This window comes from Paenibacillus sp. VTT E-133291 (assembly GCF_002264395.1).
Classification (GTDB): Bacteria; Bacillota; Bacilli; order Paenibacillales; family Paenibacillaceae; genus Paenibacillus_AQ; species Paenibacillus_AQ nitricinens.
This window is the reverse complement of sequence record NZ_NFVA01000005.1, coordinates 50,359-76,359: the sequence shown is the minus strand read 5'-3', so window position 1 is coordinate 76,359 and position 26,001 is coordinate 50,359. Positions and strand designations below refer to the sequence as shown.

The window sequence follows — 26,001 nt, the reverse complement described above, 5'->3', positions numbered from 1 at the left end:
ATTATTGTTCCGTATAAGGAGGTTATTAAAGTTGTCCAAAACCAAACTGATGATGATCTTAAGCGGTGTGGTAGCCTTGATTCCTATTGCTATTTATTTATTCCTATATTCCAAAATGCCTGATAGGGTTCCGATCCATTACGATGGGAATATGGCTGATAGATTTGTAAGCAAGTCTAGTCTGGAGGTTATTTTGCAAAGCGGGCTTGGATGTTTGGGGTTTATAATCATGAAACTCCTGCAGTTCCTTTTGCAAAAAGCGTTTATTCAGAGCTCTAACGAGCATTCAGCGGCTCTGAGCAGGAGCTGGAATATTGCTATTTTGGTAGTGACGGTGGTGTTCGCCGGCATCAGTTCCTATACATTTATTAGAATGGTCTGATAGAATTAAAGAGACTTAGCAGAAGGATTAGGAGGAACATGCAAATGAAAATGGATAACGCTTACAAGATAAGATGGGGAATTCTCAGTACAGGCTGGATTGCCCATCAGTTTGTTACTGATTTATCTCATGCCAGCAATGGCGTGGCATATGCCGTGGGTTCGCGTTCACAGGAAAGTGCAGATAAATTCGCGAGGGATCATGGAGTACCACATGCTTATGCTACCTATGAGGAATTGGTAAATGACCCGAATGTAGACGCTGTATATATTGGAACGCCACATCCTTTTCATAAAGAAAATGCATTATTGGCGCTACGTGCAGGTAAAGCTGTTCTATGTGAGAAGCCTTTTACCGTGAATAGCGGAGAATTGGAAGAAGTGGTGGCCTATGCTAGAGATCATAAGCTGTTCCTGATGGAGGCCATGTGGAGTCGTTACATCCCGGCGATGGTGAAGGTTAGAGAATGGATCGCCGAGGGCAGAATCGGTGATGTTCGTTTGGTGAAGGCAGACTTAGGATTTCGCACCGACTGGAATCCGGAAAGCAGATTGCTGAATCCGAAGCTGGGGGGAGGCGCGCTGCTGGATGTTGGGATTTATCCGGTTTCTTTTGCCTCGATGGTGTTTGGACCTCATCCTGAATCTATGTCCAGTACGGTGCATATTGGCGAGACTGGAGTGGACGAGCATTTCTCCATGCTACTGAATTATGGCAATGGAAAAACCGCTTCGTTGAACGGTGGTATTCGTCTTAATACGCTGGAGGAAGCACATGTGTTTGGAACAGAGGGCCGTATAATTGTTGAAGGGACGTTAGTGAACCCGAAATCGGCTTCGCTCTATATAGGGGATGAGAAGGTAGAGAGCTTTGTGGATGATCGAGCTTCTATTGGATATTGTTTTGAAGCAGAGGAAGTAGGACGTTGTTTACAAGCAGGGCTAACTGAAAGTCCAGTCATGTCATTGGATGAATCGTTAGCGATTCTGAAACTGCTGGATCAAATACGTGCGCAGTGGGGTCTTAAGTATCCTGGGGAGTAAATAAAATAAACAACACCCCTCGGAGCTACTAAGGTAGCTCCGAGGGGGGTTTGCTATATCGAACGATAGGTGGAAGTCTAATTCTGACTATTGTCGTTTTTATTTTTGCCTGCTTGGACCCAGCCGGCCACTTCAACCGTGCGCTTGGCTTGATGAAAAACAGCATCACGGATCCGATCCTGCTCTTCGATCATTTTACCGTCCCCATCTACACTGACGCTTGTTCCGTATGGGTTGCCTCCTGCACCGAATGTGACAGGATCTGTGTAACCAGGTGCAGCGACAATCGCTCCCCAGTGATACATCGATGTGTAGAGTGCCAAGATCGTAGCTTCCTGTCCGCCGTGCGGATTCTGTGCTGAGCTCATGGCGCTGACGACTTTGTTTACCGTGAGTCCTTTGCCCCAAATCCCTCCGGTTGTATCAATGAACTGCTTCATTTGAGAAGCGATGTTACCGTAACGGGTTGGAGAACTGAAAATAATCGCATCGGCCTCCACAATATCATCAGGTGTTGCAACGGGGATATCTTTTGTCTTCTCAGCCAAGGCCTTCATGGCCGGATTGGCCGCAATTTTATCCTCGGGAACCAGCTCCTGCACCTTCAGCAGTTTTACCTCAGCTCCCGCTTTCTCGGCGCTTTCCGCGGCCCATTGTGCTAGCTGGTAGTTAGTTCCTGTGGCACTGTAATAGATGACAGCTAATTTAATTTTTGACATGCTAGGTCATTCCCTTCGAGTGTAGTTCCATACTATTAATTACCCCATTGATACTTTTATAACCCAAATCGATAATTCTGCTCTAACTGGACAGACAGATGTCCACTTCCCTTGTGTATACTGAACTCAATTACAGGAAATGAGGGAGAATAATGAATACTTATTTTGTACAAAAACCGAAAATGACATTGGCTGGGGTTAGCATACGTACGACAAATGAAGTGGAAATGGGTCCCGACGGGGGCTTATCGCGGCTCTGGGAAACGTATTTTCAGAGTAATATTGCGGGGCAGATGGATACGGTTAAGCCTGAGTACATCTATGCCTTGTATACAGATTATGAGAGTGATGCGTCGGGTGCATATACCGTTGTGATCGGGCATGAAGTCGCTGGGGAGAGACATTTAGCGGATAGCGGGATCGTGAGTGCGGCTGTTCCGGAGAGCAAGTATATGGTTTTTACGACGAAAAAAGGTCCGGTATTTGAAGTAGTCTCGCAAGCATGGGGGGAGATTTGGGCGTATTTTAAGGCGTCTACAGAGGTAAGAACCTATACGGGTGATTTTGAAATTTACGATTCGCGGAATTTTGATCCTGCCAACACGCAGGTTGAGATTTATATTGCGATTGAGTAGATCGGGTGAAAGATACTTTAGCTAAAAGAAATGTTTCGTGGGGATTTGGGGGCTGCCGAGAGGCAGTTCCTTTTTTCGGTGATGAGTTTAATACCTTGGGTGAGGGTGAAGGGTTACTCAACGGTAGAAACGAATATATATCAATAGAAGGAATGCGTAACGAATGAGAAAAAGAACGGTAAAAATCCCGTACATTGGCTGGTTTCGAACGAAGTAGCTGGTTGAGTTAATAGGTTCGATGGAGCGTGACAGTCCCATCAAACGAATCACACACAAACCAAAAGAAACGGAGAACATCAAATGGGAAAACAATTCACGGCTATATTACCTGCACATCAGGAGTTTATTCAGCAGCAGCATCTTTTTTTCGTAGGGTCAGCGCCACTTTCTGAAGAGGGGCATGTTAACCTTTCACCTAAGGGTCATGATTGCTTGCGGATTTTGTCTCCTAATCAGGTGGCTTATCTCGATATGACCGGTAGTGGCAATGAGACAAGCGCTCATCTGCTGGAAAACGGAAGAGTGACGGTTATGTTTTGTGCCTTTGAAGGACCGCCGAACATTCTGAGACTGTATGGAACAGGGGCAGTAATCCTGCCTGGTTCATCAGAATGGGAAACGCTGTACCCTATGTTTACATCTCTGCCTGGAGCTAGACAGATCATTTTAATTGATGTTCATAAAGTACAGACTTCCTGCGGATTTTCGGTCCCATTTATGAGTTATGATGGTGAGCGGGACACGTTACAACGTTGGTCTATCCAAAAGGGCGAAGCAGGTCTGAAAGAATATAGACAAGAGAAGAATACTACAAGTATAGACGGGCTACCGACACCCCTTGGACAAAAAAACTGAGCGGATATGGTGATCCTAGATTCATGTATATATAAAATTTCTCATTCGTCACGACGAGCGTTCCCACAATTCAACTAAGCAGTTAACCCATATATTCTACTGTGCAAAACTCATACTACCCACGGATTCCACCACAAACACAGGCACATACTGCTCTCCCATGTCCGTTCCAACAAGCTGATAACCGTTCTGATATTGACCACTAACTAACGCGTTACCTGTAACGGAACCCAAGTCTCCTTGAAGAAAAATATAAATTCCATTGGAGTATGCAAGCATATTGCCGAAGTTATCAGCGACGATTTCACAGTGAAAAGAGACCTTTTCAAAAGGATGAAGCGCTACATCGGAAGCTGAAATTACCGCATACTCCTGAACAATCTCAGCAAATTGATAGCTGGCATCTACTTTGCGATAACGCGCTGTCTGTCCAATGACACCGTCTCCGAGATCCGCGTTAGATACGAGTATGGAATCATCGGACTGCAGTTCGTAGCTATCTCCAGACATAGAAAACAACTGTGAAATACCATCTTTTTTCATTTCATATGCTGTAAAAAGGGTACGTCCACCTTCGATCTCAGATTCAGCCAGAATCACGGGTGCACTAGAACCTGAAGAGGCAGCAAGCTGGTCATTAAAAGTTAGACTGCGCAGACTCTCGAATTTTGGTAAACTATTTCCAGTTAAAGTAATGACACTTTCGTCGCTATTCATTGCTGCATAATAGAGGACACCATTGCTATCCGTTCCAGCCACAATGACCTTCTTATCGTGTAGTCCCTTGCTGGAGATGACGTTCCCATATCTGCCTTGTTCCTCACCGCCCGGGAGAAGGCGCACAGGTTCAGCAATATTCCAAGCCAATCTTGTAGCGGCAAGGATTGAAGAAGTATCCTCTAGCGGAGCAAGATCACTGTATAGCTGAATAGCTTCAGCATATTGGCCTTTGCTGGCCATGCGCTTGGCATTTTTAAGTAGTTTAGCTTTACTAGTATCTACTAAGGTTAGTACTTTGGATGAGGTGATCCCTGCTGATCCTGCAAAATGACGATAGGCAACAGCATGCCCAGCAAAAGCGGTGATGTTATCGCTCTCTAGGTCTTTGTTCAGGATGATTTTTCCGCTACTTTCTGCCTGCCCAAGTACCCATGGCGCTTCGTAACTATGCTGGCTGTAAGCATTCCTCATGGAGAGGGTGCTCTCCAGCATGCCTGTAAAGTTTCCTGTGCCTGCTAAGGCTTTTAGTTTAGCTGTATCATGACTTTTGAACTTGGAGGCTAGCAACTCCTCCTTGGAAGCAGCGCTTCCGTAATAAGCATCGGGAATCTGCAACAGATTCCATTTAAAAGTGTCTTCTTCACTCTTGTTTCCATCTTGGCTCTGAGCAAGTTCAGTAAGAAACTGCTCCTTAAATTCTCGGAAGTAGGTTGTGAACTGGTCAGAAATGCCTGAATCGGTCGATAACTGGCGATAATAGGATTCATAAGGACCACCGGGCTTCATATATGTAGCTTTTAAGCTGAGGAGGGTATCATAACTTTTCATAAATCCGGTGAAATCTTTCGTCGCAGCTTGTGCTTTAGCGGATGATACCAAGGCATTCAAACCTTGGCGGATGGCCGTGATTGGTGACAGCTCATCAAGTCGCTTCGCAACCTTTTCTTCCATATAAAATATGGAATGGTTTGCCGCCGCTAGGCGATACTGATTCTCTGCACTTATCAGATCGCCAGCAGCATAGAGACGGTCTGCTTCCTTGGTTATTTGTATTTTGTCGGCGATGAGAAAAACCTTCTGTCCAAGCATCACAAACATGCTTATACACAAAATGATCATAAAGTTTCGCAGGGTTATTAATGGTTTGAACGTCATATAGAGTAGCCTCTTTTTTCAAAATATAAGAAAGCATAGTTTCACATTATTCTTTATCCTTATATTTCTACGAGAAACGATTGCCATCAATAAGATGCCAATCCCGTTTCTTCTTGAAATATAAGAAAGCATAGTTTCACATCATTCTTTATCCTTATATTTCACCGAGAAACAATTACCAACTATAACGGATGCCAATCCCGTTTCTTCTTGAAATATAAGAAAGCCCTATTGAACTTCCGGGTCCCAGCGGTATTTGGCTTCACGAATGTCCGCTACTCTTTGGTCCAAGCCATTCCACGGTTCATGGGGATTCGCAGCGATGAGTTTGGATAACCGCATAAAGCGGTCTTTAGGCAGATCTTGCACGTATCGGCCGATCATACTGGAGTAGAGCAGGGCATAACGCTTCATTCTTACTGCAGCTCCGGCAACTCCCGTAAGGATGGTCATACCATTATTCATATGACGAATTTCTACTTCATAGTTCTTTACGTATCGTAGTGTACGATCTTTGATCAGATCAGGACGGACTTTAGCGATCTCGCCGATATATTCGGCTAGTAGCGGCTCGAAATCCTTAAGAAGAAGCTGCTCCAGTTCTAAATCCATATCCTTGCGAAGCAAAAAACCATGCAGCAAGGCGATACGTTGCCGTGCGATCCGGTCACCACGAAGCAGGATGGAGAGTTCGCGCAGCTTCTCGTAGGCAAGAACATCGTCCTCACGGAGTACGGAGACAGCCTCCTGGCGGTTGATCTCCAGTCCCTCTTTGATGATGCCAATTCCTCGGCCGAGCAGCTCGTTAAGAGAACGAAGATTCTCGTTCTGCCGTACTTTTCGCTGCGTATAGTACAATAGTCCAGCGAGGAGAATTCCTCCGGCACCACATAACATCATCTGCTCTATGCTATTTCCAAAATAGACGGAGGCTAGTGTAAGCAGTAAGATGAATAGGAGGCGCGTATGCATTTTTCTTCCTGCAATGGATGCGGCTTGCTTCTCTACCGTAATAAGTGAATCTTTACCGCATTTGGTGCATCGATCTTCACCGAGAGCGGTGTATTGTCCGCAGTGGCGACAAATACGAAGCTTGTCATAAGCGTAACGAGGAGCCTTGAAAGGGCGAAAGGTAACAGGTCTTTTCTTATTCACGGCCTTTATCGCCTCCGTTCAATGCGGCCAGTAGGCGGTCGTTAATATCATCTCGAGTTAGTGGTTTACGTTGGCGTGCAGCATAGATGGAAATTTGAATTACGACAATTAGGAACGTAATCCCAAGAATGACGTATGAAATCATGGAACAGTCCTTTCTCATAGACGCCTCGCAGTCTGGATGGCTCATAGAATGATCACTCTATGCATCATTGCTACTTTGGTCCGGCGGTCCTAAAGTTGAAGTTTACAAGGTTTAATTATATCATAATGGCATACTATTTACAGATTTTAGCGATAGTGCTGAACCTGTCATATGTGCCTAATATAACACAAGAGGAGCCCTATTTATGCTTCGTAAATATCAAAGTAACAGAACAACTAAGACACTTATTCAACGTATCTTCCCGGCATTACTGCTGGCGCTATGTCTTGCTGCCTCACCATTTGCAGCTGTTCAGGCCTATGCGGCAACATCGGCGCAATCTCACATTGATGCAGTGCTTCTTATCGATGTAAGTAACTCCATGAAGACTAGTGACAAGAACAAAGTCGCGAGCGAAGCGATGAAAATGTTCATAGATATGCTATCTACTAAAGGTGATAAAGTAGGTATTGTTGCCTATACCGACAAAGTGCAGCGGGAGAAGGCCCTGCTGGAAATTAATTCAGAGGCAGATAAACAGGATTTGAAGGATTTTATTGATGGACTGGACCGTGGAGCTTATACCGACATTGCTGTCGGTGTAGAAGAAGCTGTGAAGGTGCTCCAGAATGGTAGCGATCCGAATCATGAGCCAATCATTGTAATGCTAGCTGATGGCAATAATGATTTCAACAAAACAACAGGCCGGACGCAAAGCGAATCGGATAAAGAACTGAACGCCGCTGTGGAGGTCGCCAAGAAGAATGGCTATCCCATTTATACGATTGGGCTTAATGCCGACGGCAAGCTGAATAAACAGAAACTCGCTGATCTGTCCACTGAGACAGGTGGTAAAGCATTTTCGACGGACTCCGCAGATGATCTTCCGCAAATACTTAGTGAAATTTTTGCTAGCCATCTGAAGCTAAAGGTAGTACCTGTGCAGTCGATCACTGCAAATGGGGATTATCAGGATGTGACCGTCAACGTGCCTAACGGCAGTGTTTTGGAAGCCAATATCTCAATTATGTCGTCACAGCCTGTGACCGCGAAGCTAACTGATCCTGCAGGAAATGCTGTCGCGATCCCGTCCAAGGATGTTGTGCTGTCGAAGTCTTCTACTTATAGCTTGATCAAGCTGTTGTCACCGCAAGAAGGAGATTGGAAGCTTCAGGTCAAAGGTGTGCCAAAGGATAAAATTGATATTAATCTAGTTTTTAACTACGATTTGGAGCTTAAGATCGATGCGTTGCCATCAGCAACCTATAAAAAAGGTGATAAAATTGATATTACCTCTCACCTGTTCAGCAATGGTACTCAGGTAACGCTCAGTAATTTGTATCAAGATATGAAGGCGGTACTGCTTGCTACAGATATCGATACAGGTGATGTACAGGAAATCGAACTGGATAACTCCGGGGATGTTTTTAAGGGTACATTTGAGGTAAAAGAGAGCCATGACTATGAGCTGAAGGTTCGTGCAGAGGAAAGTAGTTTCTATCGTGAAAGTGCTCCTGTGAAGATCAGCGCGAAGTCAGGTGGCGCAGCTACTACTAGTCCATCAACAGGGACTGGCAAAGAAGAACCTCTGAAAGAAGCATCGTCTAATACCTTGTATTACATTATTGGTGGTATTCTTCTGGTGTTGGCAGCCGCTGCGGCATGGTATGTGCTGAATAAGAAATCGGCACGTGGTTTTGTTGGACAGCTGGTAATTGAGGTTAAAGACGGCAACACGGGTGAGAAGACCTACCCACAATATAAGAAACTTGCTGGCTTCAGAGGCAAGTTCACCCTTCATCAGCTGCTGCAATTAGCGCCTGAGCTGAAGGAAAGCGAGAGCATTATTTTCACACCAGCTAAGAATGACCGATTGCTGTTACGCAGTGGAGAAGGTGTTACTGTAGAGAGATCCGGACGTGCTGCGGATGCCTCGCGTGGTCTTGAGCTGAAGAGTGGTGACCGCGTTTCAGTGTCCCTGCACACGGTAGATAAGACGATTTATCTCGAATATTTAGTATAGAAGTGGTTTTGCAAGAAATCTGAAGTACAGCTTCCGCAAAACTTTTAGGAGGATAAAGCATATGAAACCAGTAGTAAGAGAGCATATACAGCAATTGGATGTATCACTAGGCGGCGGGATTGTCAGTGATAAGATCAGGGTGGATACGATTGATAATCCGATCCTGATTATTGGACTAGGCGGCACGGGCATTGATGCCCTGCTGCGACTTAAATATCAGATTAACCGCCGCTTTAAGCTGCCGGAAGATCCGATATCCAAGAAGAAGCGGGACAAGCCGGATAATGTGGAGTTTCTAGCCTTTGAGACGAATGAACAGGATCGCGGGAAGAAATACAAAGGGATTGGACTTGATCCACAGAATGAATTTGTATTGCTGGCGAATGCTGAAATCGGCGGATTGCTGCAGAACCGCAGTATCCTTGATTCGTACATCACGGATTGGCTGTCACCGGAGCTGAGCATCACAGATGGTATGAACGGTGCCGCTGGTGTGCGGCAGGCTGGACGCCTGCTCTTGTTCACCAAGATTAATCAGGTGGTAGGGGCGATTGATAAGAAGATCAAGACCTTATCTGTTGGCACGAACAAAAAGCTGATGGTCTTCCTTTTGACAGGTTTGTCAGGGGGTACAGGTAGTGGAGCGTTCCTTGATATTGCCTATATCGTACGCGGTATTATTGAACGTGATTATGGATCAGCCGGTATTGACCGTGTGAACACACTGGGTTATCTCTTTACACCGGACGTGAACCTGTCTAATAAAAGTCTAAGTGAGCATACGCGTGAATATATTCGCAAGAACGGTTATGCGGCGCTAAAAGAGCTGGATTACTGGATGAATGTGGACAGTCGCGGGGAGCGATTCCAGCAGCAATACGGTAATATTTTGACGGTGAATTCACCGCTGCCTCCGTTTAATCTATGCCATTTAATCTCTGCAACGAATACCGAAGGTAAGCTGCTTGAGAATGCGTATGATTACTGTATGAACGTAACGGCTGAGAACATCACGAACTTTATGGCAAGTGAAGAAAAGCAATCGGGTGAAGAATTCGCCATCCATGACTATATCAGTAATATCCGCACTAATATTGCGCAGATGAACAAGACTTATCCAGCTAACTATGAATACAACATTATCGGTGCCTCGTCTGCCGTGCTTCCGATTGAGGAAATGACGACTTATCTGGCCTTCCGCTTGTTTGATAAAATGGAAAAAATGTTCCAGCAGGCGCCTGGCCAAGAGGATGTTGAGAAATTCGCACGCAAGCTGGGGATAGATCTCGACAGCATGATTAAAACCTTTGAATCCCGTGTACCTGAGCCATTACCAGGTTTCGAAAATAGCGAACGCCTGAATCATGCCAATGTAGTTAAGAATCAAGTGGTAAGCATGGATACAGAGCTGGAGCAGAACTTCCTGGCTCGTGCCCGAGAAGAATATATCAAATCGAAAAAGCAGCTGCCTGGCGAAATTGTCGGACGTTTCAGTGAAGAGCTGGAGCGCATCTTCCTGCACCCAGAGCAAGGTCCGTTCTACGTTTCCCGCCTGCTGTACACCGAGAAGGGCTTCTGTATTTTGAAGCTGATTCAGTCTTATATTGAGGCTTTACGTGAAAGCTTGCTGCGTCTGCCACGGGATATTGAGACGGCACAGGACAGTGCGGATGAGAAGCTGAGCGATGCTCGCAGTGCTTTTGTATCCAAAGAGAAGAAGAAAAATGCCTATATTGAGGCTAAAATCAATGAATATTGGCTCCATGCCGATGTAGAACGCACGGAACAAATGATTCAATTTTACGAGGACTTATATGAACTCTTAAATGAAGAGAATAGCCGGATTTACGGTGTGTTTACGGAGATTCTTAGTGCGCTTAGCTCGATTTTTGCCAAGAATGGGGACATCCTTATCAATGGTGAAGAGCAAGCAGATTATAAAGGCAACAAAACTTATTATTGGAACATTGTTAACGTGCCGGATATTTCGGCGACGATCTCCAAAATCATGGATCAGAAGGACGGCGACGACCTGATTCGCGACTTCACCCGTGAAATGCTGAAACATTCCGGACGCTGGGTTAAGGAACAGGAGATTGATATCGTTCGCTCGATTTCGGATTTCCTTAGCGATAAGTTCGGGGATCTGATCACCCGTTCGATGGAAGATTTCCTAGTGATGAAATTCGGCCATGAAGAGCCGCTGGATAAGTTCGTAGAGCGGATTATTGCCGGTAAATTGGACGAAGAGGCTGTGCCTACCTTCCACCTTAGCAACAGCTCGGGCAGCTTGCATTTCCCATCATGGGGTTTCGTTTCCGTACCTGTTAAAGCGCCTGGCATCCTGAAAGGGATTCGTAATTATCAGAATAATGCGCTTGGCAAATCACAATTTACAATCAAAGAAAGCCAAGTGAAAAACCGTATTTTCTGGCTTAACACACGTAACGGTGTGCCACTCTTCGTCTACACGCCGCTGCGGGTGTTTGAAGAGAACTATGAGCGGACCATTCTCGATAAGGAAGGGATCGGCCGCCATCTGGTGATGACGGATAAGAACAACTGGACGTATCTCCCTTCTCCGATTCCGGAAAAATCATGGGGTGACACTTACGTCAATTCTCGTGTACGTGATTATAACGCACGTGTGCGTGCAGACTTTGCAAAGGCGTTGGCAAGCGGAGTGATCATCGAAAAAGGTGTAGACGAGAACACAAGCAACAGATACTCTGTTGTGTTTACGAAACCATTTGATATGGATGCTCTATTGAGTGGATTTGATATGCAGTTAAATTCTTCGCGTCCGAATCTCGGAGAAGTGAAGAAGGCGGCTGATGAACTAAAGAATCTGCGCGAGAAGGGCTTGGAGCGCGAAGGCATTAAAGATATTTTTGGCAGCATCAATAAAGAAATGGCACAGGAGAATCTAATTCGTTCACCACAGCTGATTTCTCGTGTTCGTATTGAGCTAGCTAAATATGCTGAGCTGACTGCAAAAGCAACGGAGCTTGAAGGGCTGCTCCATCAATATCTGGACGAAGACAAGTGGATGGACCAATTCATCGAAGCGTTGTACACGGACAGCATTATCAAGAAAGGCGCACTCTACGTTTATGACCGTGATGAAGAAGAGGAAGCTTGGGAGCCGTTTGCCAACTTGATGAAAGAACGTAGCTACGTGGAATATGCCGTGTACCGTCATTTCCGGGAGCTGGATGAGAAGAGCCGCAGCGTTCTGCTGCGTAAGGCAGCTCGCCGTGCGAGTGAAATGACTGCCGCTGAAGACGTAACCCCATTGCTCTATAAGCTGGAAGGTCTTTATGTATCCTTCCTTGAAGCACGCGACAGCTTGGAGTATGAACGGGTAGAGTATGAGAGCGGCGATGAGATGTATAGTTTCTACAAGAGTATGACTAGCAAACTCGGCAGCATCCGCAGAAAGTTGAAATAGGCCTATGATCAAAACACTGGCAATATCCTATGGTGAACAATATGCGGTACAGGAAGAGGCACAGCGCAGTAAAGGGGATGGACGCAGCAGCATCCATTACCCAGCCCTGTTTCTGTTCGTAGGCGACAAGGTTGCTCCGGCCATCGGTCCGGTGCTGGATAGCTGCGAACGGAAATGGGATAACGCCGGCGGTGTTATGGCATTACATGCTGTGTCAGGCACGAAGAGTGAGGACACAGACAGAAGTAAGAGGGGCGCTGATGCAGGAGGAAAAGACCGGGTACTGGCCATGGCCTTGCCGGATATGGCAGGGTCAGATCCGCGCACGGTGCGTCATGAGCTTTACCGCAAGTTTCATGAGGATACACGTTATCTTGCTGAAATGAATAAAGTTATCCGGCGGCTGAGCAACAGTATAGCGGATTATGGACGTCTATATTCATCATTTGACGTGATTCATCTCTCTATCATTACGCGGGTCGATGACCCGCTTAATGTGTTGTTGCCAGAAATTACACTGCTGGCTCGTGCAATACTCAGTCAGTCTTTTAAGTCGGTACAGACGGATCTCTACGCTCTAATTAATGAGCGGGAGCAAGGGGATAATTTTGGATATTCCAGCTCGGTAGGGCTGGCTTTTCTGCGTGAATTGGACAGAATGCAAGCTACGGACTATACCTTTAATGCGCCGCTGCTTGTAACCGAAGACGGACTGTCAATTCCAGTTGGCCATGGTCCTTCTGCATTATTTGACCTTGTGTACCTGCTCTCTGATAAGAATGAGCGCGGAATGATGTCTGCTCACGGCATGGATGATAACTACGAGATTATTTCCCATATCAGTTTACTCAAGAATCGTGTTCGCCCGACTTCTGATCAGGCAACCGGACACGGCGGGTATAACAATATGACCTTCAAAAGCGGGATTAGAGGCAGCACAGGAAGACAAGGCTACGCCTCTGCAGGCTTTTCTGGCGTAAGAAGGCCTAATGTCCAAATTGCCTTGGCCGTGCTGTATCACGCCTTCCGGCGTCTTGCAGCGGATATGCGTGAGGGTAGTCCATGGACTATGCGCGAGCGTCAATCTCTATTAGGGCTGGATCCTGATCGTTTACGGGAGCATAGGGCGCAGTTAGTCCCGGAGAAAGACGGCCTTAGTGAAATGACAGGGCTAATGAGCCATGGACGTCCGTCCTACAATGAGCTGAAGCAGCTGTCACTTCGTGAAGCTGAACAGCAGCTGTTCGGTGATGGGGGCGAAGCTTATTTCCGTAATAATTTTGTGGCAGAGTCTAACCGGAGAGTAGAAGGTATTCATCCACTTCGTGGATGGCGCACCCTATTGGCGGCACAGGAAACAGCTACACCAGCAGTAACATTCTATCAGCTTGCGGAGTGGACAGCTGATCGCGATGAGGGTGGCAGTGTGCTGCATGCTTTGCGTCAGCATATGACTGGATTGCGTTCAGCACTTGTCTCCGCGCAGGATGAGCTTGAGGATCTTTATGCGGAAAGTGTGGAGCGCCAACCGTTCCAGCGTGTGCCGCTTTTTGACAAACGAACGGTACGCAACTTCATTCTTTACTTATTCTCTGCGGTATATGGCAAAAAATATGAGCTATTATGTATGGAAAGTGAGCTTGCGCTATGCAGTCGTTTGGAATCTGCGCTTGAGCAGCTTCACGTGGAATGTGTGGCTCGTGTGAAAGCTATGGAGACGCTCCAAGAAGACCTGCGTATTACTGTGATGGACAGCATTGGGCGAACGAATGAAACCACTGGCCAGAACGTGATGGAATACTACCGAGTTGTCACAGAAGAAGTAATGAAAGAGATCGAGACCCGGCGTGGGCCAGGGATATTCTTTAGTGACAAGTACATGGGTAGCATTTCTAAGCTGTTAGAGCAAGGCAAAGTAGCGGTAACGGAGCGTTTGATTGCCATTTGTCAGCGGGAAATATTAACGGCAGATCCGTTTGCTCTATCTTTCGAAGAAGAGCTTTTGCGACGTGCAAATGTTGCGGCTGCTTATGAGAACCGTCAGGTTCTATCCAAGGAAGAGCTGTTCAAGCGTCTGTACCATAACCTGGAGGATAGCGCGACGATCAATGTTCGTCTGTTCGAATACACGCAAGAGCATCGTCATGAGGAAAAATATTTCTTCGGAGACAGCGCATCTGAATTCCTGCGCTATGCATTTGGTGTGGATGAGACGACTCGCATTTATCGCTTAGGCTTCGTGCATGAACAGCGCAGGAGCGGAGTGGAAAAATTAAATCTGATGGGTGGTTTCCATTTAGAGGACTTGCTCTATTACCGTAATGGGAAGGTTTATTATGAAACCTATGCTCAGAATGGCTATCAGCTTCATGGGGTGAGTGAAGAACAGCTTCCCGAGATGCGCTGATGGCGTAATAGGCGGGTACCCTCACTTTGAGCCTCTTTATTGCACTTTGTGCAATAGAATCAACGGAAATAACCCTAAACTAGGGTTCTGTTGTATTTGATACATTAGATTTAAGCGGATTTCTGGAAGAGGGACATTTCTCCTTATTTCCAATGCACATTATGCAATAGAATAGAAATAGATGTTTCTTTTATTCCATTCTATTGCACAAAGTGCAATCTGGGGGATAATTACACATCCGGGCAGCCCGTTAATTTGGGCTACATAACCCCCGAACAATGTTAAGACCATAAGAGTACAATTCAGGTTTCTCCCGGAAAGGAAGTATAATGATGCAGAGAAAAATCAATCTGCTCCTGCTCTTCTTCAGTCTGATCGGCGGCGGGGTCGCCTTTCTTTTTGGCGAGTGGCTGCTAAGCTGGTACAACGATCTGCCTTCCATCTTACTCGTAGGCATTTATTTTGCCATAGTAGCACTCGGTATCGGCATCGGCTGCCTGCTAGCAGAAATGATCTCGCCACGGCTGAACGGAGCCTCATGGAAGCAGCGCTACCTAGGACTTTCCTGGAAGCTCCTGCCACTGATGATTGTCCTTGCACTTGGAGTTGGAGCATTAACAGAATTCGTTTATGAACTGAATTTTGGCGGTGCTAAACCGGTTAAGAATGTTGTAATGGCTATTGATGACTCTGGCAGTATGGCGCAGAGTGATCCTGATAACAGCCGTTATTCAGCCGCTAAGGCGTTAATTGCGAGAATGGACAATGATAATCAGGTAGCGGTGGTGACCTTTAACCACGAAGCAGTAGTCGTCCAGCCGTTAACACCACTCTCGAATTCGCAGAATCGTGAGAAGGTGCTAACGTCCATTGATAATCTGAAGCCAACTGAGGGCGGCACGAACATTAGTGGTGCGATCTCGGAAGCACTTAAGGAGATAGACAGTGACGGCAGAAAAAATCAAGGGGCTATGGTCATTTTGCTGTCGGACGGAGTCAGTAATTTCGACACCTCACGAGAATTACAGACCTATATAGATCGTGGCATTGCCGTAAATACCATTGGCCTGGGGATGCAGGATCCTGCCGGTACCCAGTTGCTGCAGGATATTGCGAAACTAACGGGCGGTCACTATTATGATGTGACAGATACGGCTCTTTTGGGTGATGTATTCCAGCAAATCTATGATCGGTTGGGAGATCGAACATTGCTTACGGTGCGCAGTGATGCTACAGCAGATAGTCCATACTATGCTGCAGTTCGTATTTTGTCGCTGATGCTAATCGGTGCTGCACTTGGACTCGGTCTTGGTATTATGTTTGATAACCGTCATCTAGCAAAAAGCTTCGGGATTGGCGGCGTAATTTCAGGGTTGTTCGCAGGGCTTATTCTGGAATTTGGACTTAGCGGACATCATTTCACGGACGGACTTATTCGCCTTCTAGCTGTTCTTATATTGGCTGCAATCATCTCGTTATTTACAGGCGTCATTCCGGTAGGAGAAGGACGTATTTACCGTAATAGAAGAAACAATGCAGCGCCTACTCCACCGTCAGAAAGCTTTCCTGATCGACGGAGAAATCGGAACAGCAAAGGATTCTAGTAGTTGAAGGGGGCTTACAGTAATGAGGTACGCCGAGGATAATACTTCCGCTCTGGTTATAACGGATGTGACCTCTCAAGTGGATGACCGGTTCTGTACGCTGAGATGGCGCTGGCCGGACGGTGTGCAGGCGGTGTACATCCATAAGACCTCCGCAGAAGAGGCTTCTATTGGCACCGGGGATATTCCTCCGGCCGGAATGAAGCTCTATACTCGTGAGGAATACAAATCAAATAATGGATATCGTGATCGATTGGATGAGATCGGCCTAATCTCCTATACCATATACGCTCGCCTTGCTGATAACGGAGAGACGCTGCTGGTGAGGCAAAGTGATGGTGCGAACCGTATGGTGGTCAGTGCAGGCAAAGCCAGAATCTATTATTCCATTCAACAAAAAAGAGGATTATTCGGCAAACAAAAGACCGTACATATGGCGATTACGGCAGAAGTTCCAGTGGCTCGAGATGTCCTCTGTTATGTTAAGAAACGGGGAGGACATCCGGCAGGGAAAGAGGATGGTATTCTCTTTCCCTTTGTACAGGATTTCGCCCCTGGACGCAATGTACTCCCGCCGATTGAGATCGGTAAGGATGATTTTGTACGCATCTTTTTCACCGACGGTCCTAAGTATGGGCTTTATTACGATTTGGTGCCGGAGTAAAACCAGTCTATGCGTTCAAGCGAGAGTTGGACATTGCCTGTCCATAGCAAGATACGCAGATACAACTTTTGGGAGGATGAGTAGATGTCTTTTTTTAGCCGTTTTATGAAAAAGAATCAGCCGGAGCCAAGGCCGCTTTTTTATGATATTGTGTGTCCGTATTGCTTCACTAAGTTCTCTCCGGAGGATGTAGTCTTCCGGGCTATGCATAGCCGAGAGGACGATGAGAATTACGCGCTGGGCGAAGATGATGCCTTGAATAAATACCGTGAGCGCTTTGGGCTTGATACGGTGGATGACATAGAAGCAATCATTAATCCGGCGGATATTCCGGAAGAATACCATCATTATACCGATCATGTGTTAACAGGGCTTACGGATCGTTATGGCGTGCTCACACGCAGACGGCTATGTCCAACCTGTCATAACGAGCTGCCTGTGACTGCAGGTAAGGTTCCGAGTAACATTATCTCGATTATCGGAGCTTCCCAAGTCGGGAAGTCGGTATACATGACCGCGCTGATTCATACCTTGCAGCATACGACAGCTGGTCATTTCGATGCCGCTTGTATGCCGCTCAACGCGGAGATTAGCCGTAAGTTCCGTACGCTCTATGAAGAACCGCTGTTTGAACGCGGGGATCTGCTAGCTTCCACACAGAAGGAGAAAATGCAGGAGCCGTTTATCTTTCAATTTGTTTTTAAGGATGAAGAAAAGCCGCCGCTGACACTTGTGTTCTTTGATGTAGCGGGTGAGGGCATGGTGGATCAGGATTATCTCGGACTACACGGTCAGCATATTAAGAACTCTGCCGGTATTCTGTTTATGGTCGATCCGCTGCAAATCCGTTCAATCCGTGAGAAGATTCATATTAACATCGGTGATCGTCCGGGCGAATGGGTCTCGCAATATGACGAGCCGCGTGATGTTGTGCTGACGATGTTCGGTGATTTTATCGCTTATCAGGAAAAGAGCAAAACTGACATTCCAACAGCAGTCGTTCTTGCGAAAAGTGATATGCTGCATTCGCTAAAGGATGAGGATGGTGATTACATCAAGTCCAACAGTAATGTGTTCAATAACTATGTCCATCGCAAAACATTGAATATGGATGAATTCCATAACATCGACGGAGAAATTCGCAGATTTATTGGTAAGGTGGACAGACCTTTTAAAGATACGATGGATGTGTACTTCTCGAATACGGGCTATTTTGCGGTTTCTGCGTTGGGCAGTAATCCTGTGAATCAGAAGATTGAGGGTGTAGTAAGCCCGATTCGCGTAGACGAGCCGTTTATTTGGCTGCTGCATAAGCTGAAGTATATTGAGGGGAGCGACGGCCCGTGAATGTTTTCTCAGGGTCTAAGATCGCCCAACAAATGTATACCCGCGAACGACGCGGATTGTTTCGTTCCACTGAAGGTTTTGATACAGTAGCGAAATCGGACAGCCTGGACAATAATTTTATCAAAAAAACATTACATCCCTTCTGCCTCTACGATGCACCAGCAGAGCTTACCGCACGTGGAGAGAAGGATGAATCTGCATATCCTAGTGCGCTGCATTTGTTCCATGCGGAAAATGGCGACACGGTTATTGGAAAAAGTCATTATCAAGCGACGGATTTTACGGGCCAGCGGAGCGCCTTTTTTGCACATAACTTTGTAGTTCCGGCCTCACGTTCAGAGGAGATTGTTCAGAGCTACGGAGACTTTCTGCATGCGGATTTCGCAAAAAGCTATGAAGGAGAGCTGGGCGGCACCTTGCCGGAGCTGTCAGCTATTCCAGTTATACGTACAGATCGTCGCCCTGATCCTATAGCGGGATTACGCTTGTTAGGGATTGATGAAGGGATATTTAAGGCATTGCTGCAAGCGGTGATGCTCTCTGTGGCAGGTAAGAAAAAAATCTATATCGCTCTAAATGTACCTATCACGGAGCTGTCTGCACGTGCGGTGGAGCTTACAGAAATTTTATATAGCGTGCTGCCATATGAATTCCGCCGCAGATTAGGCATCATTACTTATGCTAATGAACCGCAAAGCCGTAAATATATTCATCTTAGTTTTGTGGAAAAAGGTTCGCTCCGTCCCGGTGATCGCAGCATCGAGAAGGACTTCACCTTCGATTTGGTTACAGGCCGGATGGGAAATGTAGATTTTGGCGAGTCCCGTCAGCCGTATGCTGATCTGGTTTGGAAGCTGTTACTTCTGAATCCGGGGGATCTCGACGATTTCGTAAGTTTTGCCGATCAGATCCTGCGTGGAGAAAGTCCTGAGCATAAACTATCGCTCGCTCTCTATAATGAGTTAGCCGTATTTTATGAGATTGAGCAGGGGAATGAGCACTTATATACAGAGAATAAGAGCGCGGTGCTGAGTGGTTTGCTCTCTTATCTTAAAGCTGAGGGTGCGATTCATTCCAGAATCCGACTGAATGATATTTTCTTGGAGCGGTTCGACAGAGAATTTGATTTAGTCCGGCAAAGGAATGTCCCGGATCCTGCAATTATGGAGTGCTTTAAGGATTATTTTATTCTCAAGGATCATAATTACAAAGCCAGAATCGTTGATTATTTCATTAATGGAATGCTTCATAGCGTGGAAGCGGGACGCAAAGATATTCTTAATGAAGCTTACGGTATCATTGAGAGTAATGATGAGCTGAGTGTTGCTTTTTTCCAACGGGTAATGTCAGAATCGTATTTCCGTAAGCAGCTATTAGAGCCTTATATGGAATCAAGACTAGTTGCTGCATCTAAATCTGTGGATATTCTGAATTTTGTACTCCATTGGGGCCGTTTTCTACCAGCTGCGTTAGAGCAGCCTTTTGCTCAGGATGCAGTAAGGGATTACTTGCTAGAAAAGCTACAACTGGAGACTGATCCGGTTGCTGCGGTGGCGGAAATTCATGGCACTGTAGATAAAGCAGAGAAAGATCGACGTAGAGGGACAGGCGTATCTCCTAAAGTACTTTCGCTTATGCTGGAGCTTGCCGCGTCTGCTGATAGATTCTTGTTGAACCGCCTATCCCTTACTGAAATGACGCAGGAAGAGTTACTTGAGGTTGTTTTCTTACGTTATGGAAATGTTGTGGAGTGGCAGCCGCCACTAGATAGAATTAGCAAGCAGAAAGAAAATGCACTCCGCGCTGCGTATCGCTGGTTTGGTGAAGAGAAGCCGAATGAAGAGATTTTTGCAGGCTTATCTCCAAAGGAATTGGACGATGTACAGCTGCTCGGTCGCCGTTTACTGAAGGAAGCTAGAGTGCTAGAGCCTTTTGAACGTCTGCCTCTAGCTTTCTACTACACTAGTCAGCGGGAGGGTGGTCCGCTGGATTATGACGCACTCCTGGAATTAGTAAAGCATAAAGCCGGTACCGATAAGGATGTTATCTATCGATTCTTTGCATGGTCTCAAGGAAATTCTTTATTTACGATATCGAATAAAAAGCTTTATCCGGGTTATCGCCGGGCGATTCTGAAGTATTTCCAGAGCAGTGACCGCGAAGCCTTCAAGAATCGTGAGTTCCGTAAAAGCTATGTCGCTACAGCACGGCCTGCTCTTCAAAATGTGTACAATGAAGCTCGCGCTCAGCTTGCTTCCCCGCTGGCGCGCTGGATCAGCCGCAGTCGATTTCGACTCCTAATTTCCGGTTCCATCACGGGCATTCTGGTGATTGTCGCAATTATTGTATTCAGTATGCTGCGTCCGGAAGATCCAAAGACGGCTCTACCGGGGACAAGCCCTGAGCCGACAGCCGTTCAGAGTGCAGGCAATGAACTGCCTCCGGCTTCAGTATACTTGAAGGAGCAGAGTGTCGAAGGAGATAAGGGAAGCAGCATATTGGTGTTCACGTTTGCTAAAGCAGATGATTGTGTGCAATTTAATCCGACGGAGATTAGTCTGATGACTTCATCCAATGTGGTGGATAAGACCTTTAAGGTCGCTGCTAGCAATGGAACGTGTCCAGTTCCGTCAGCGGATGCCACAGGCACTGCTGTTGAACCGGCTGAAGATGCGGACGCTACTAACGCAGGAGCCGATGCCTCGCCGTCTCCTACCCCGGGAGCCGATGCGGATAATAACACAGTTGGGTCATCCGCGACAGCTGTCACAGAAGGGGTACAGCCATCCTATCAGGTGGAGGTTACCTTAGAACCGGGAGCGACCATCGTAGAGAAAAGTATGATCAAGGCGGGAAGATTTACATTGATTGTAGATCCCGCTCCAAAGGATGCACTGGGTGTTAACCCAAGTGCTGAACCTTCGCCAACAGCAAGTCCGGAAGGAACAGCTGAATAAAGGAATTTCTGATCAGCAGAACGATGCCGAAAGGTTTGGTTCTGCTGTTCTTTTTTTGTTACTCAAACAAAGCTTTTCTATAGACATGCTATGTATTAATAGATATGATTATGAAAATAAGGTTATACCGCCCTTTATAGGGGCGGTCTTTATGTTGTGCGCTCTTATTTTATGTAGTATCCATTCCTTTATAGAAAGAGGTTGAACAATGAAGAAAGTAGTCACCTCCAAGTTTTTCGTACTTGGACTGGCCATATTCATGGTCATTTCAATTTTAGGAACATCCCTTGCTCCGGCAGGAACCATCTTTGCAGAGGCAGGTGTTAGCACCGGACTAGATGAATCTAACGATGCAGCTGCTCAGGCGGAGCGAATTAACGTTGCGGATGCGACCTATACAGCTGCAGAGTTTATTTTAAAGGGTGGCGTGCAGTCGGATTGGCAAGCGATTGGACTGGCTCAAGCGGGATACAAACTGCCTGCGAGTTATAGCCTATCCCTTGAGAAAAAGGTGAAGGATGCAGAGGGCAATTTCGCGAACGTAACGGATTATGCGAGAATTGTACTCGCAGTAAGAGCAATTGGTGCTGATCCTACCAACTTTGCTGGAAGCGGAACAACACCTGGCTATAACTTAATAGAGAAGATCTATAATCATGACAAAATCAGTGGACAGACACTTAATAATCCAGTATATGCTTTGCTCGCACTGGACTCTGGTAAATATAATATTCCATATAACGCGAAATGGACTGCGGATAAGCTCATTGCTGAAATTCTCTCCAAGCAAAATCAAGATGGTGGCTTTGCCTTAACGACAGGCGCGAGTGAGCCAGATATGACAGCGATAGCTTTAACCGCTCTAGCGGCGCATAAGCGTAATCCAGAAGCTTACAGAGCAGGGCTACAAGCCGTATCTTGGCTATCTAATGCTCAGGATAGTCATGGAGGTTACGGAGATAGTGCTGAGAGCGCTGCACAAGCTATTTTAGGTCTCACATCCTTCGGTGTAGATCCAAGTGGATTAGAATATACCAAGAATAAAGTGAATCTGATGGGTAACCTGCTGAGCTACCGTCTAGCTGACGGAAGCTTCGCGCATAGCCGTGACGGAAGCAGTAATATTCTAGCTACAGAGCAGGGCCTTCAGGCGCTTGTAGCTTACAATCTACTCTATAAAGGCAGTAACAGTAAATTATACGATTTTTCTAAGTCATCCGTTCAGAATGCCTTAATCTATGCACCTGTTACTGTAGAGGGTCCTAAGAGTACTTTAGTACAGGGATATGGATATGCCAGTAACGTGCTTGGTGCACTAGAGAAGTTGGCTCTTCAGACGAACTTGCCGATCACGAATCCTTCTGGTGCATATGTCACTGGAATTGGAAACATCTCCGCTGGAAGCTACGGCGGCTATGACGGATGGATGTATGCCGTATCCCGTAACTCTCAATGGATCAACCCTGATGTTGGAATGAGTGATTTTGCGCTTAAAGATTCAGATCAGGTGCTGGTTTATTATGCTGGAGATGATACTAAACTTGTAGATTCGGTAACGGTGTCTAAACCAAGCCCTAAAGAGGGCGATTCTTTTACTGTATTAGTGACTAGTAAGACATGGAAATGGGACGCTGTAACGAATACGTCCTCCCCGGTAACTGCCAAAGCTTCTGCCGTTCAGGTCCAAATTGGAAATCGCATCGTAACAACGAATGCTAAAGGCGAGGCGTTATTCTCAGGGAATGTTCCGGCAGGTGATTACAAGCTGACAGTAACAGGCTATCGTGAAGGAAAAGCACCATCGATAGCTAAATATACGCAAGATCTAAAGGTAATTCCTAAGAATGTAACGGCTTCACTTTCCGTGGAGGGTCCGCAAGGATTGATCGGTGAGGGGACTTTAAAGACTTCCAATGCGCTTGAAGCTTTGCAGCAATTGGGGTTATCCAATGATTTTAAAGTAGATATCACGAAATCGTCGTATGGTAATTTTGTATCGGGCATTCATGGAGTTACTCAAGGCCTTTATGATGGCTGGTGGAGCTTCGTAGTATGGCGTAACGGCGAATGGATCTATCCAAGTGTGGGTATGGATGCTTTTGAATTACAGGAATCGGACCGTGTTCTTGTATATTATGCCGGAGAAACCACACAGGTTGTTGATACTGCGGTTGTATCCTCTGTACAGCCGAAGCCGGGTGAAGCTTTCACAGTAACAGTTTCTCAGAAACAATGGGTGTGGAATAAGGATACCTTTACTTCTGATCCAGTGACTTCTCCAGCCGCTGGTGTGCAGGTCTTGATCGGTGATCAGAAGGCGATCACAAATGCTAAGGGGGTAGCTGTATTTGACCAAGGTCTACCAGCGAATACCTATACGATCATTGTTACCGGATATGTTAAGGATAGTGTGCCTAGTGTGGCGCGTTATACTCAGTCCCTAAACATTCCTTCAGATGTTATTGCTCCTGTTAAAGCTACGGCTACCATTTCAGTCGTTGGGGATAACAAGAAGGGTACGATTCTGAACAGTACAACAGTATCGCTTAAAGAAGGTGAAACAGCTTATAGCTTATTGATTAGTCAATTGGGCGATAAGGTAGTATCATCCGGAAACGCTGGAAGTAAATACGTGAAATCTATAAATGGTTTGTCCGAATTTGATGGCGGACCTAGCAGTGGATGGAAGTATAAGACGAATAGAGATGCTGATCCAAGTATCAGTGCGGACAGCTACATTTTAGAGAACGGTGATATATTATATTGGTACTATTCATTGGGTGAATAAGTACGATTGATTATTCGTTAGACGGACACTACGATTCGGAGTATTAGCGGATCGAGTGTCCGTTTTTCTTTTCATTCGTTGCATTATTTGACAAGAGAAACTTTTTTTCGACATTTTATTCATGATTTTATTTAAAAATCATCACACTATTCGCCTTTCTTACCGATAAAAATAGATAGTTAGTAAGATCATGAGAAGGCGGAATGCAGATGAAGAATATGAAAGTGAAATTTAAAATTGGGATTCTATTGGTATTTTCTGTAGTTATGTTGAACATTGTGGGGGTAACTGGCTTTATCACTTTGGACAAAATGGCCAAAAAAACAACAGAGACGTATAATGAAAACTTGTTGCCTGTTTCTTACGTGGGACAAATGCGTACAAACAATCGGGCAATTGAAGCTTTTCTCTTGGAGCGCTTGATTAGCGTTGATGTAAATAAGAACAAACAACTGAAAGAGAGCATTACGGAGAAAGTGCAGGAAAATAATAATCTTTTGAACAAGTTGAAGACCGTCCAGTACAAAGATAGTACGGTAGTGAGTAAAATAAAGGAATATGAGTCCTCCTTAACAGACTATCGTGCACAAAGAGACAGTATTATTCAGATTGCGGATAGCAAAGGTAGTCAAGAGGCCTTTCAAGTATTCACAGGTGAGTTTAGTAATTCTCGTGAGAAAATGATCAATATGCTTAAAGGAATAAGCGATTCGCTGCTAAAGGGAGCTGGAGATCATAATTCAGAGTCTACGGCTACCGCTAAGAGCATGAAGACTAAAAGTATAGTGTTGATAACGTTCTCTTGGATCATTTGTATCGTGCTTAGCGTTGCAATCATTCGACTGATTACGAAACCTCTTAAGGAACTGCAAAGTTTAATGAAGCGGGCGGAAAATGGAGATTTAACCGTCACGGCAACGTATACCGCTAAGGATGAAATCGGCCAAATTAATAGCTCATTTAACAATATGCTGGAGAGCTTACGGAAGATGATGCAAGGCATTGCGGAGAGTGCAGAATTGTTATCAGCCTCATCGCAAGAGATGAGCGCTAGTGCGGAGCAGACCTCGCTGGCTTCGCAAATGATCGCCGAATCTTCAGGAGAGATTGCAGCGGGGTTTGATGAACAGACGGAAAGCATTGATCGTACCTCTCAGTCTATACAAGCTATGACCAATAATATTTCGGCCGTAGAAAGTAGCAGTTTTGAAATGTCCGACCTTATGGGAGTCGCTTCTGGTTCAACAGATCGTGGGGTAATCGCTGTAGATAACATCATTGAACAGATGAAGGAAATCGACTCCGGCGTAACTCAGAGCCAAGAGATTATTAGTAACCTCGGGCATCTGTCTCAGGATATAAATACAATTATTACTACGATTAACGGAATTGCAACACAGACGAACCTGCTGGCGCTTAATGCTTCTATCGAAGCAGCGAGAGCTGGAGAACATGGACGCGGCTTTGCTGTAGTTGCTGGAGAAATTCGGGGTCTTGCAGAAGCGACGAGAAACAGTTCACTGAAAGTAACAGATATTATTACGCATATTCAAAAGCAAACTGAAAGAGCAGTAGAATCAATGGCTTTCGGCTCTGAGCTAGTCTCTATCGGCGTTGCTCAAAGTCAGCTCGTATCTCAAGCGTTTCATGAGATTCAAAGTTCTATTAAAGAAGCTACGCTGCAGACGGAAGAGATTAGAGAGGCGGTTGCGCATGTCTCCTTAGAGTCACAAGGTGTGGCGGCAGCAATGGTGCAGGTCAATGCTATATCCAATAAAGGGGCAGTGGGTGTTCAGGACACCAGCGCAGCTAGTCAGCAGCAACTGTCTGCTATGGAGGAAATGTCCGCATCAGCTCAGTATTTAGCGGTGCTGGCGGAAGATCTGCAGAAGACTTTAGCGCAATTTAGATTATAACGCGAAATGAAAAAAAAGGACGTCCCAGAGCCATT

The 26,001-nt window shown here is 45.8% G+C and carries 17 protein-coding genes; 13 read left to right on the top strand and 4 right to left on the bottom strand.

Annotated features, from left to right (window positions below):
• Positions 1–31 precede the first annotated feature (31 nt).
• Complete coding sequence (locus CA598_RS03835; RefSeq protein WP_094870792.1) at positions 32–382, top strand: DUF1648 domain-containing protein; 351 nt, start codon at positions 32–34, stop codon at positions 380–382.
• A gap of 44 nt (positions 383–426) precedes the next feature.
• A complete protein-coding gene (locus CA598_RS03830) occupies positions 427–1,425 on the top strand; it encodes a Gfo/Idh/MocA family protein (protein WP_373455807.1) in 999 nt (332 codons plus the stop codon).
• Between the two features lie 77 nt (positions 1,426–1,502).
• Here the strand turns inward: CA598_RS03830 and wrbA are convergent, their stop codons facing one another.
• Positions 1,503–2,144, bottom strand: coding sequence for an NAD(P)H:quinone oxidoreductase type IV (gene wrbA / locus CA598_RS03825; RefSeq protein ID WP_094875457.1), 642 nt, complete (start codon positions 2,142–2,144; stop codon positions 1,503–1,505).
• Between the two features lie 152 nt (positions 2,145–2,296).
• Between wrbA and CA598_RS03820 the strand changes: the two genes are divergently transcribed.
• Together CA598_RS03820 and CA598_RS03815 are read left to right on the top strand one after the other, a co-directional pair.
• Entirely contained in the window at positions 2,297–2,779 is a 483-nt protein-coding gene (locus CA598_RS03820) for a GyrI-like domain-containing protein (RefSeq protein WP_042185091.1), read from the top strand.
• Positions 2,780–3,079: 300 nt separating this feature from the next.
• Positions 3,080–3,634, top strand: coding sequence for a pyridoxamine 5'-phosphate oxidase family protein (locus CA598_RS03815; RefSeq protein WP_094870798.1), 555 nt, complete (start codon positions 3,080–3,082; stop codon positions 3,632–3,634).
• A 96-nt stretch (positions 3,635–3,730) separates the two neighbouring features.
• Here CA598_RS03815 and CA598_RS03810 read toward each other — a convergent pair whose 3' ends face one another.
• The 3 genes from CA598_RS03810 to CA598_RS32115 form a co-directional block, all read right to left on the bottom strand.
• Complete coding sequence (locus CA598_RS03810) at positions 3,731–5,509, bottom strand: hypothetical protein (protein ID WP_094875456.1); 1,779 nt, start codon at positions 5,507–5,509, stop codon at positions 3,731–3,733.
• Positions 5,510–5,737: 228 nt separating this feature from the next.
• Positions 5,738–6,664 carry a hypothetical protein gene (locus tag CA598_RS03805; protein ID WP_082651207.1) on the bottom strand — a complete coding sequence of 309 codons (927 nt, stop codon included), beginning with the start codon at positions 6,662–6,664 and terminating at the stop codon, positions 5,738–5,740.
• Positions 6,657–6,809 (bottom strand): hypothetical protein, encoded by a 153-nt coding sequence (locus CA598_RS32115; RefSeq protein WP_179086680.1) that lies wholly within the window; start codon positions 6,807–6,809, stop codon positions 6,657–6,659. Before CA598_RS32115 ends, CA598_RS03805 begins: the two co-directional genes overlap by 8 nt.
• Before the next feature lie 205 nt (positions 6,810–7,014).
• On the opposite strand from CA598_RS32115, the gene CA598_RS03800 reads away from it, so the two are divergent.
• The 9 genes from CA598_RS03800 to CA598_RS03760 all read left to right on the top strand — a co-directional run bounded on the left by CA598_RS03800 (position 7,015) and on the right by CA598_RS03760 (position 25,966).
• Positions 7,015–8,832 (top strand): vWA domain-containing protein, encoded by a 1,818-nt coding sequence (locus CA598_RS03800; protein WP_094875454.1) that lies wholly within the window; start codon positions 7,015–7,017, stop codon positions 8,830–8,832.
• A 61-nt stretch (positions 8,833–8,893) separates the two neighbouring features.
• A complete protein-coding gene (locus tag CA598_RS03795) occupies positions 8,894–12,283 on the top strand; it encodes a tubulin-like doman-containing protein (protein ID WP_094871503.1) in 3,390 nt (1,129 codons plus the stop codon).
• Positions 12,284–12,287: 4 nt separating this feature from the next.
• Positions 12,288–14,690 (top strand): transcription initiation factor TFIID, encoded by a 2,403-nt coding sequence (locus CA598_RS03790; protein ID WP_094875453.1) that lies wholly within the window; start codon positions 12,288–12,290, stop codon positions 14,688–14,690.
• Positions 14,691–15,019: 329 nt separating this feature from the next.
• Positions 15,020–16,294: a vWA domain-containing protein gene (locus tag CA598_RS03785; protein WP_256989881.1), complete on the top strand. Its 1,275-nt coding sequence runs from the start codon at positions 15,020–15,022 to the stop codon at positions 16,292–16,294.
• Between the two features lie 22 nt (positions 16,295–16,316).
• Positions 16,317–16,958 (top strand): beta-mannanase, encoded by a 642-nt coding sequence (locus tag CA598_RS03780; protein WP_094871508.1) that lies wholly within the window; start codon positions 16,317–16,319, stop codon positions 16,956–16,958.
• Positions 16,959–17,042: 84 nt separating this feature from the next.
• Positions 17,043–18,305: a TRAFAC clade GTPase domain-containing protein gene (locus CA598_RS03775; RefSeq protein WP_094875451.1), complete on the top strand. Its 1,263-nt coding sequence runs from the start codon at positions 17,043–17,045 to the stop codon at positions 18,303–18,305.
• Complete coding sequence (locus CA598_RS03770; protein WP_094875450.1) at positions 18,302–21,262, top strand: GAP1-N2 domain-containing protein; 2,961 nt, start codon at positions 18,302–18,304, stop codon at positions 21,260–21,262. Before CA598_RS03775 ends, CA598_RS03770 begins: the two co-directional genes overlap by 4 nt.
• Positions 21,263–21,470: 208 nt before the next feature.
• Positions 21,471–24,050 (top strand): DUF4430 domain-containing protein, encoded by a 2,580-nt coding sequence (locus CA598_RS03765; protein WP_094875449.1) that lies wholly within the window; start codon positions 21,471–21,473, stop codon positions 24,048–24,050.
• Positions 24,051–24,259: 209 nt separating this feature from the next.
• Complete coding sequence (locus tag CA598_RS03760) at positions 24,260–25,966, top strand: methyl-accepting chemotaxis protein (protein ID WP_179281645.1); 1,707 nt, start codon at positions 24,260–24,262, stop codon at positions 25,964–25,966.
• Positions 25,967–26,001 lie beyond the last annotated feature (35 nt).

Excerpts from the sequence above, each read along its gene's own strand:
- CA598_RS03830 (WP_373455807.1), top strand. The coding sequence starts at position 427 with ATGAAAATGGATAACGCTTACAAGATAAGATGGGGAATTCTCAGTACA.
- wrbA (WP_094875457.1), bottom strand. The coding sequence starts at position 2,144 with ATGTCAAAAATTAAATTAGCTGTCATCTATTACAGTGCCACAGGAACT.
- CA598_RS03820 (WP_042185091.1), top strand. The coding sequence starts at position 2,297 with ATGAATACTTATTTTGTACAAAAACCGAAAATGACATTGGCTGGGGTT.
- CA598_RS03815 (WP_094870798.1), top strand. The coding sequence starts at position 3,080 with ATGGGAAAACAATTCACGGCTATATTACCTGCACATCAGGAGTTTATT.
- CA598_RS03810 (WP_094875456.1), bottom strand. The coding sequence starts at position 5,509 with ATGACGTTCAAACCATTAATAACCCTGCGAAACTTTATGATCATTTTG.
- CA598_RS32115 (WP_179086680.1), bottom strand. The coding sequence starts at position 6,809 with ATGATTTCATACGTCATTCTTGGGATTACGTTCCTAATTGTCGTAATT.
- CA598_RS03800 (WP_094875454.1), top strand. The coding sequence starts at position 7,015 with ATGCTTCGTAAATATCAAAGTAACAGAACAACTAAGACACTTATTCAA.
- CA598_RS03795 (WP_094871503.1), top strand. The coding sequence starts at position 8,894 with ATGAAACCAGTAGTAAGAGAGCATATACAGCAATTGGATGTATCACTA.
- CA598_RS03790 (WP_094875453.1), top strand. The coding sequence starts at position 12,288 with ATGATCAAAACACTGGCAATATCCTATGGTGAACAATATGCGGTACAG.
- CA598_RS03785 (WP_256989881.1), top strand. The coding sequence starts at position 15,020 with ATGATGCAGAGAAAAATCAATCTGCTCCTGCTCTTCTTCAGTCTGATC.
- CA598_RS03780 (WP_094871508.1), top strand. The coding sequence starts at position 16,317 with ATGAGGTACGCCGAGGATAATACTTCCGCTCTGGTTATAACGGATGTG.
- CA598_RS03775 (WP_094875451.1), top strand. The coding sequence starts at position 17,043 with ATGTCTTTTTTTAGCCGTTTTATGAAAAAGAATCAGCCGGAGCCAAGG.
- CA598_RS03765 (WP_094875449.1), top strand. The coding sequence starts at position 21,471 with ATGAAGAAAGTAGTCACCTCCAAGTTTTTCGTACTTGGACTGGCCATA.
- CA598_RS03760 (WP_179281645.1), top strand. The coding sequence starts at position 24,260 with ATGAAGAATATGAAAGTGAAATTTAAAATTGGGATTCTATTGGTATTT.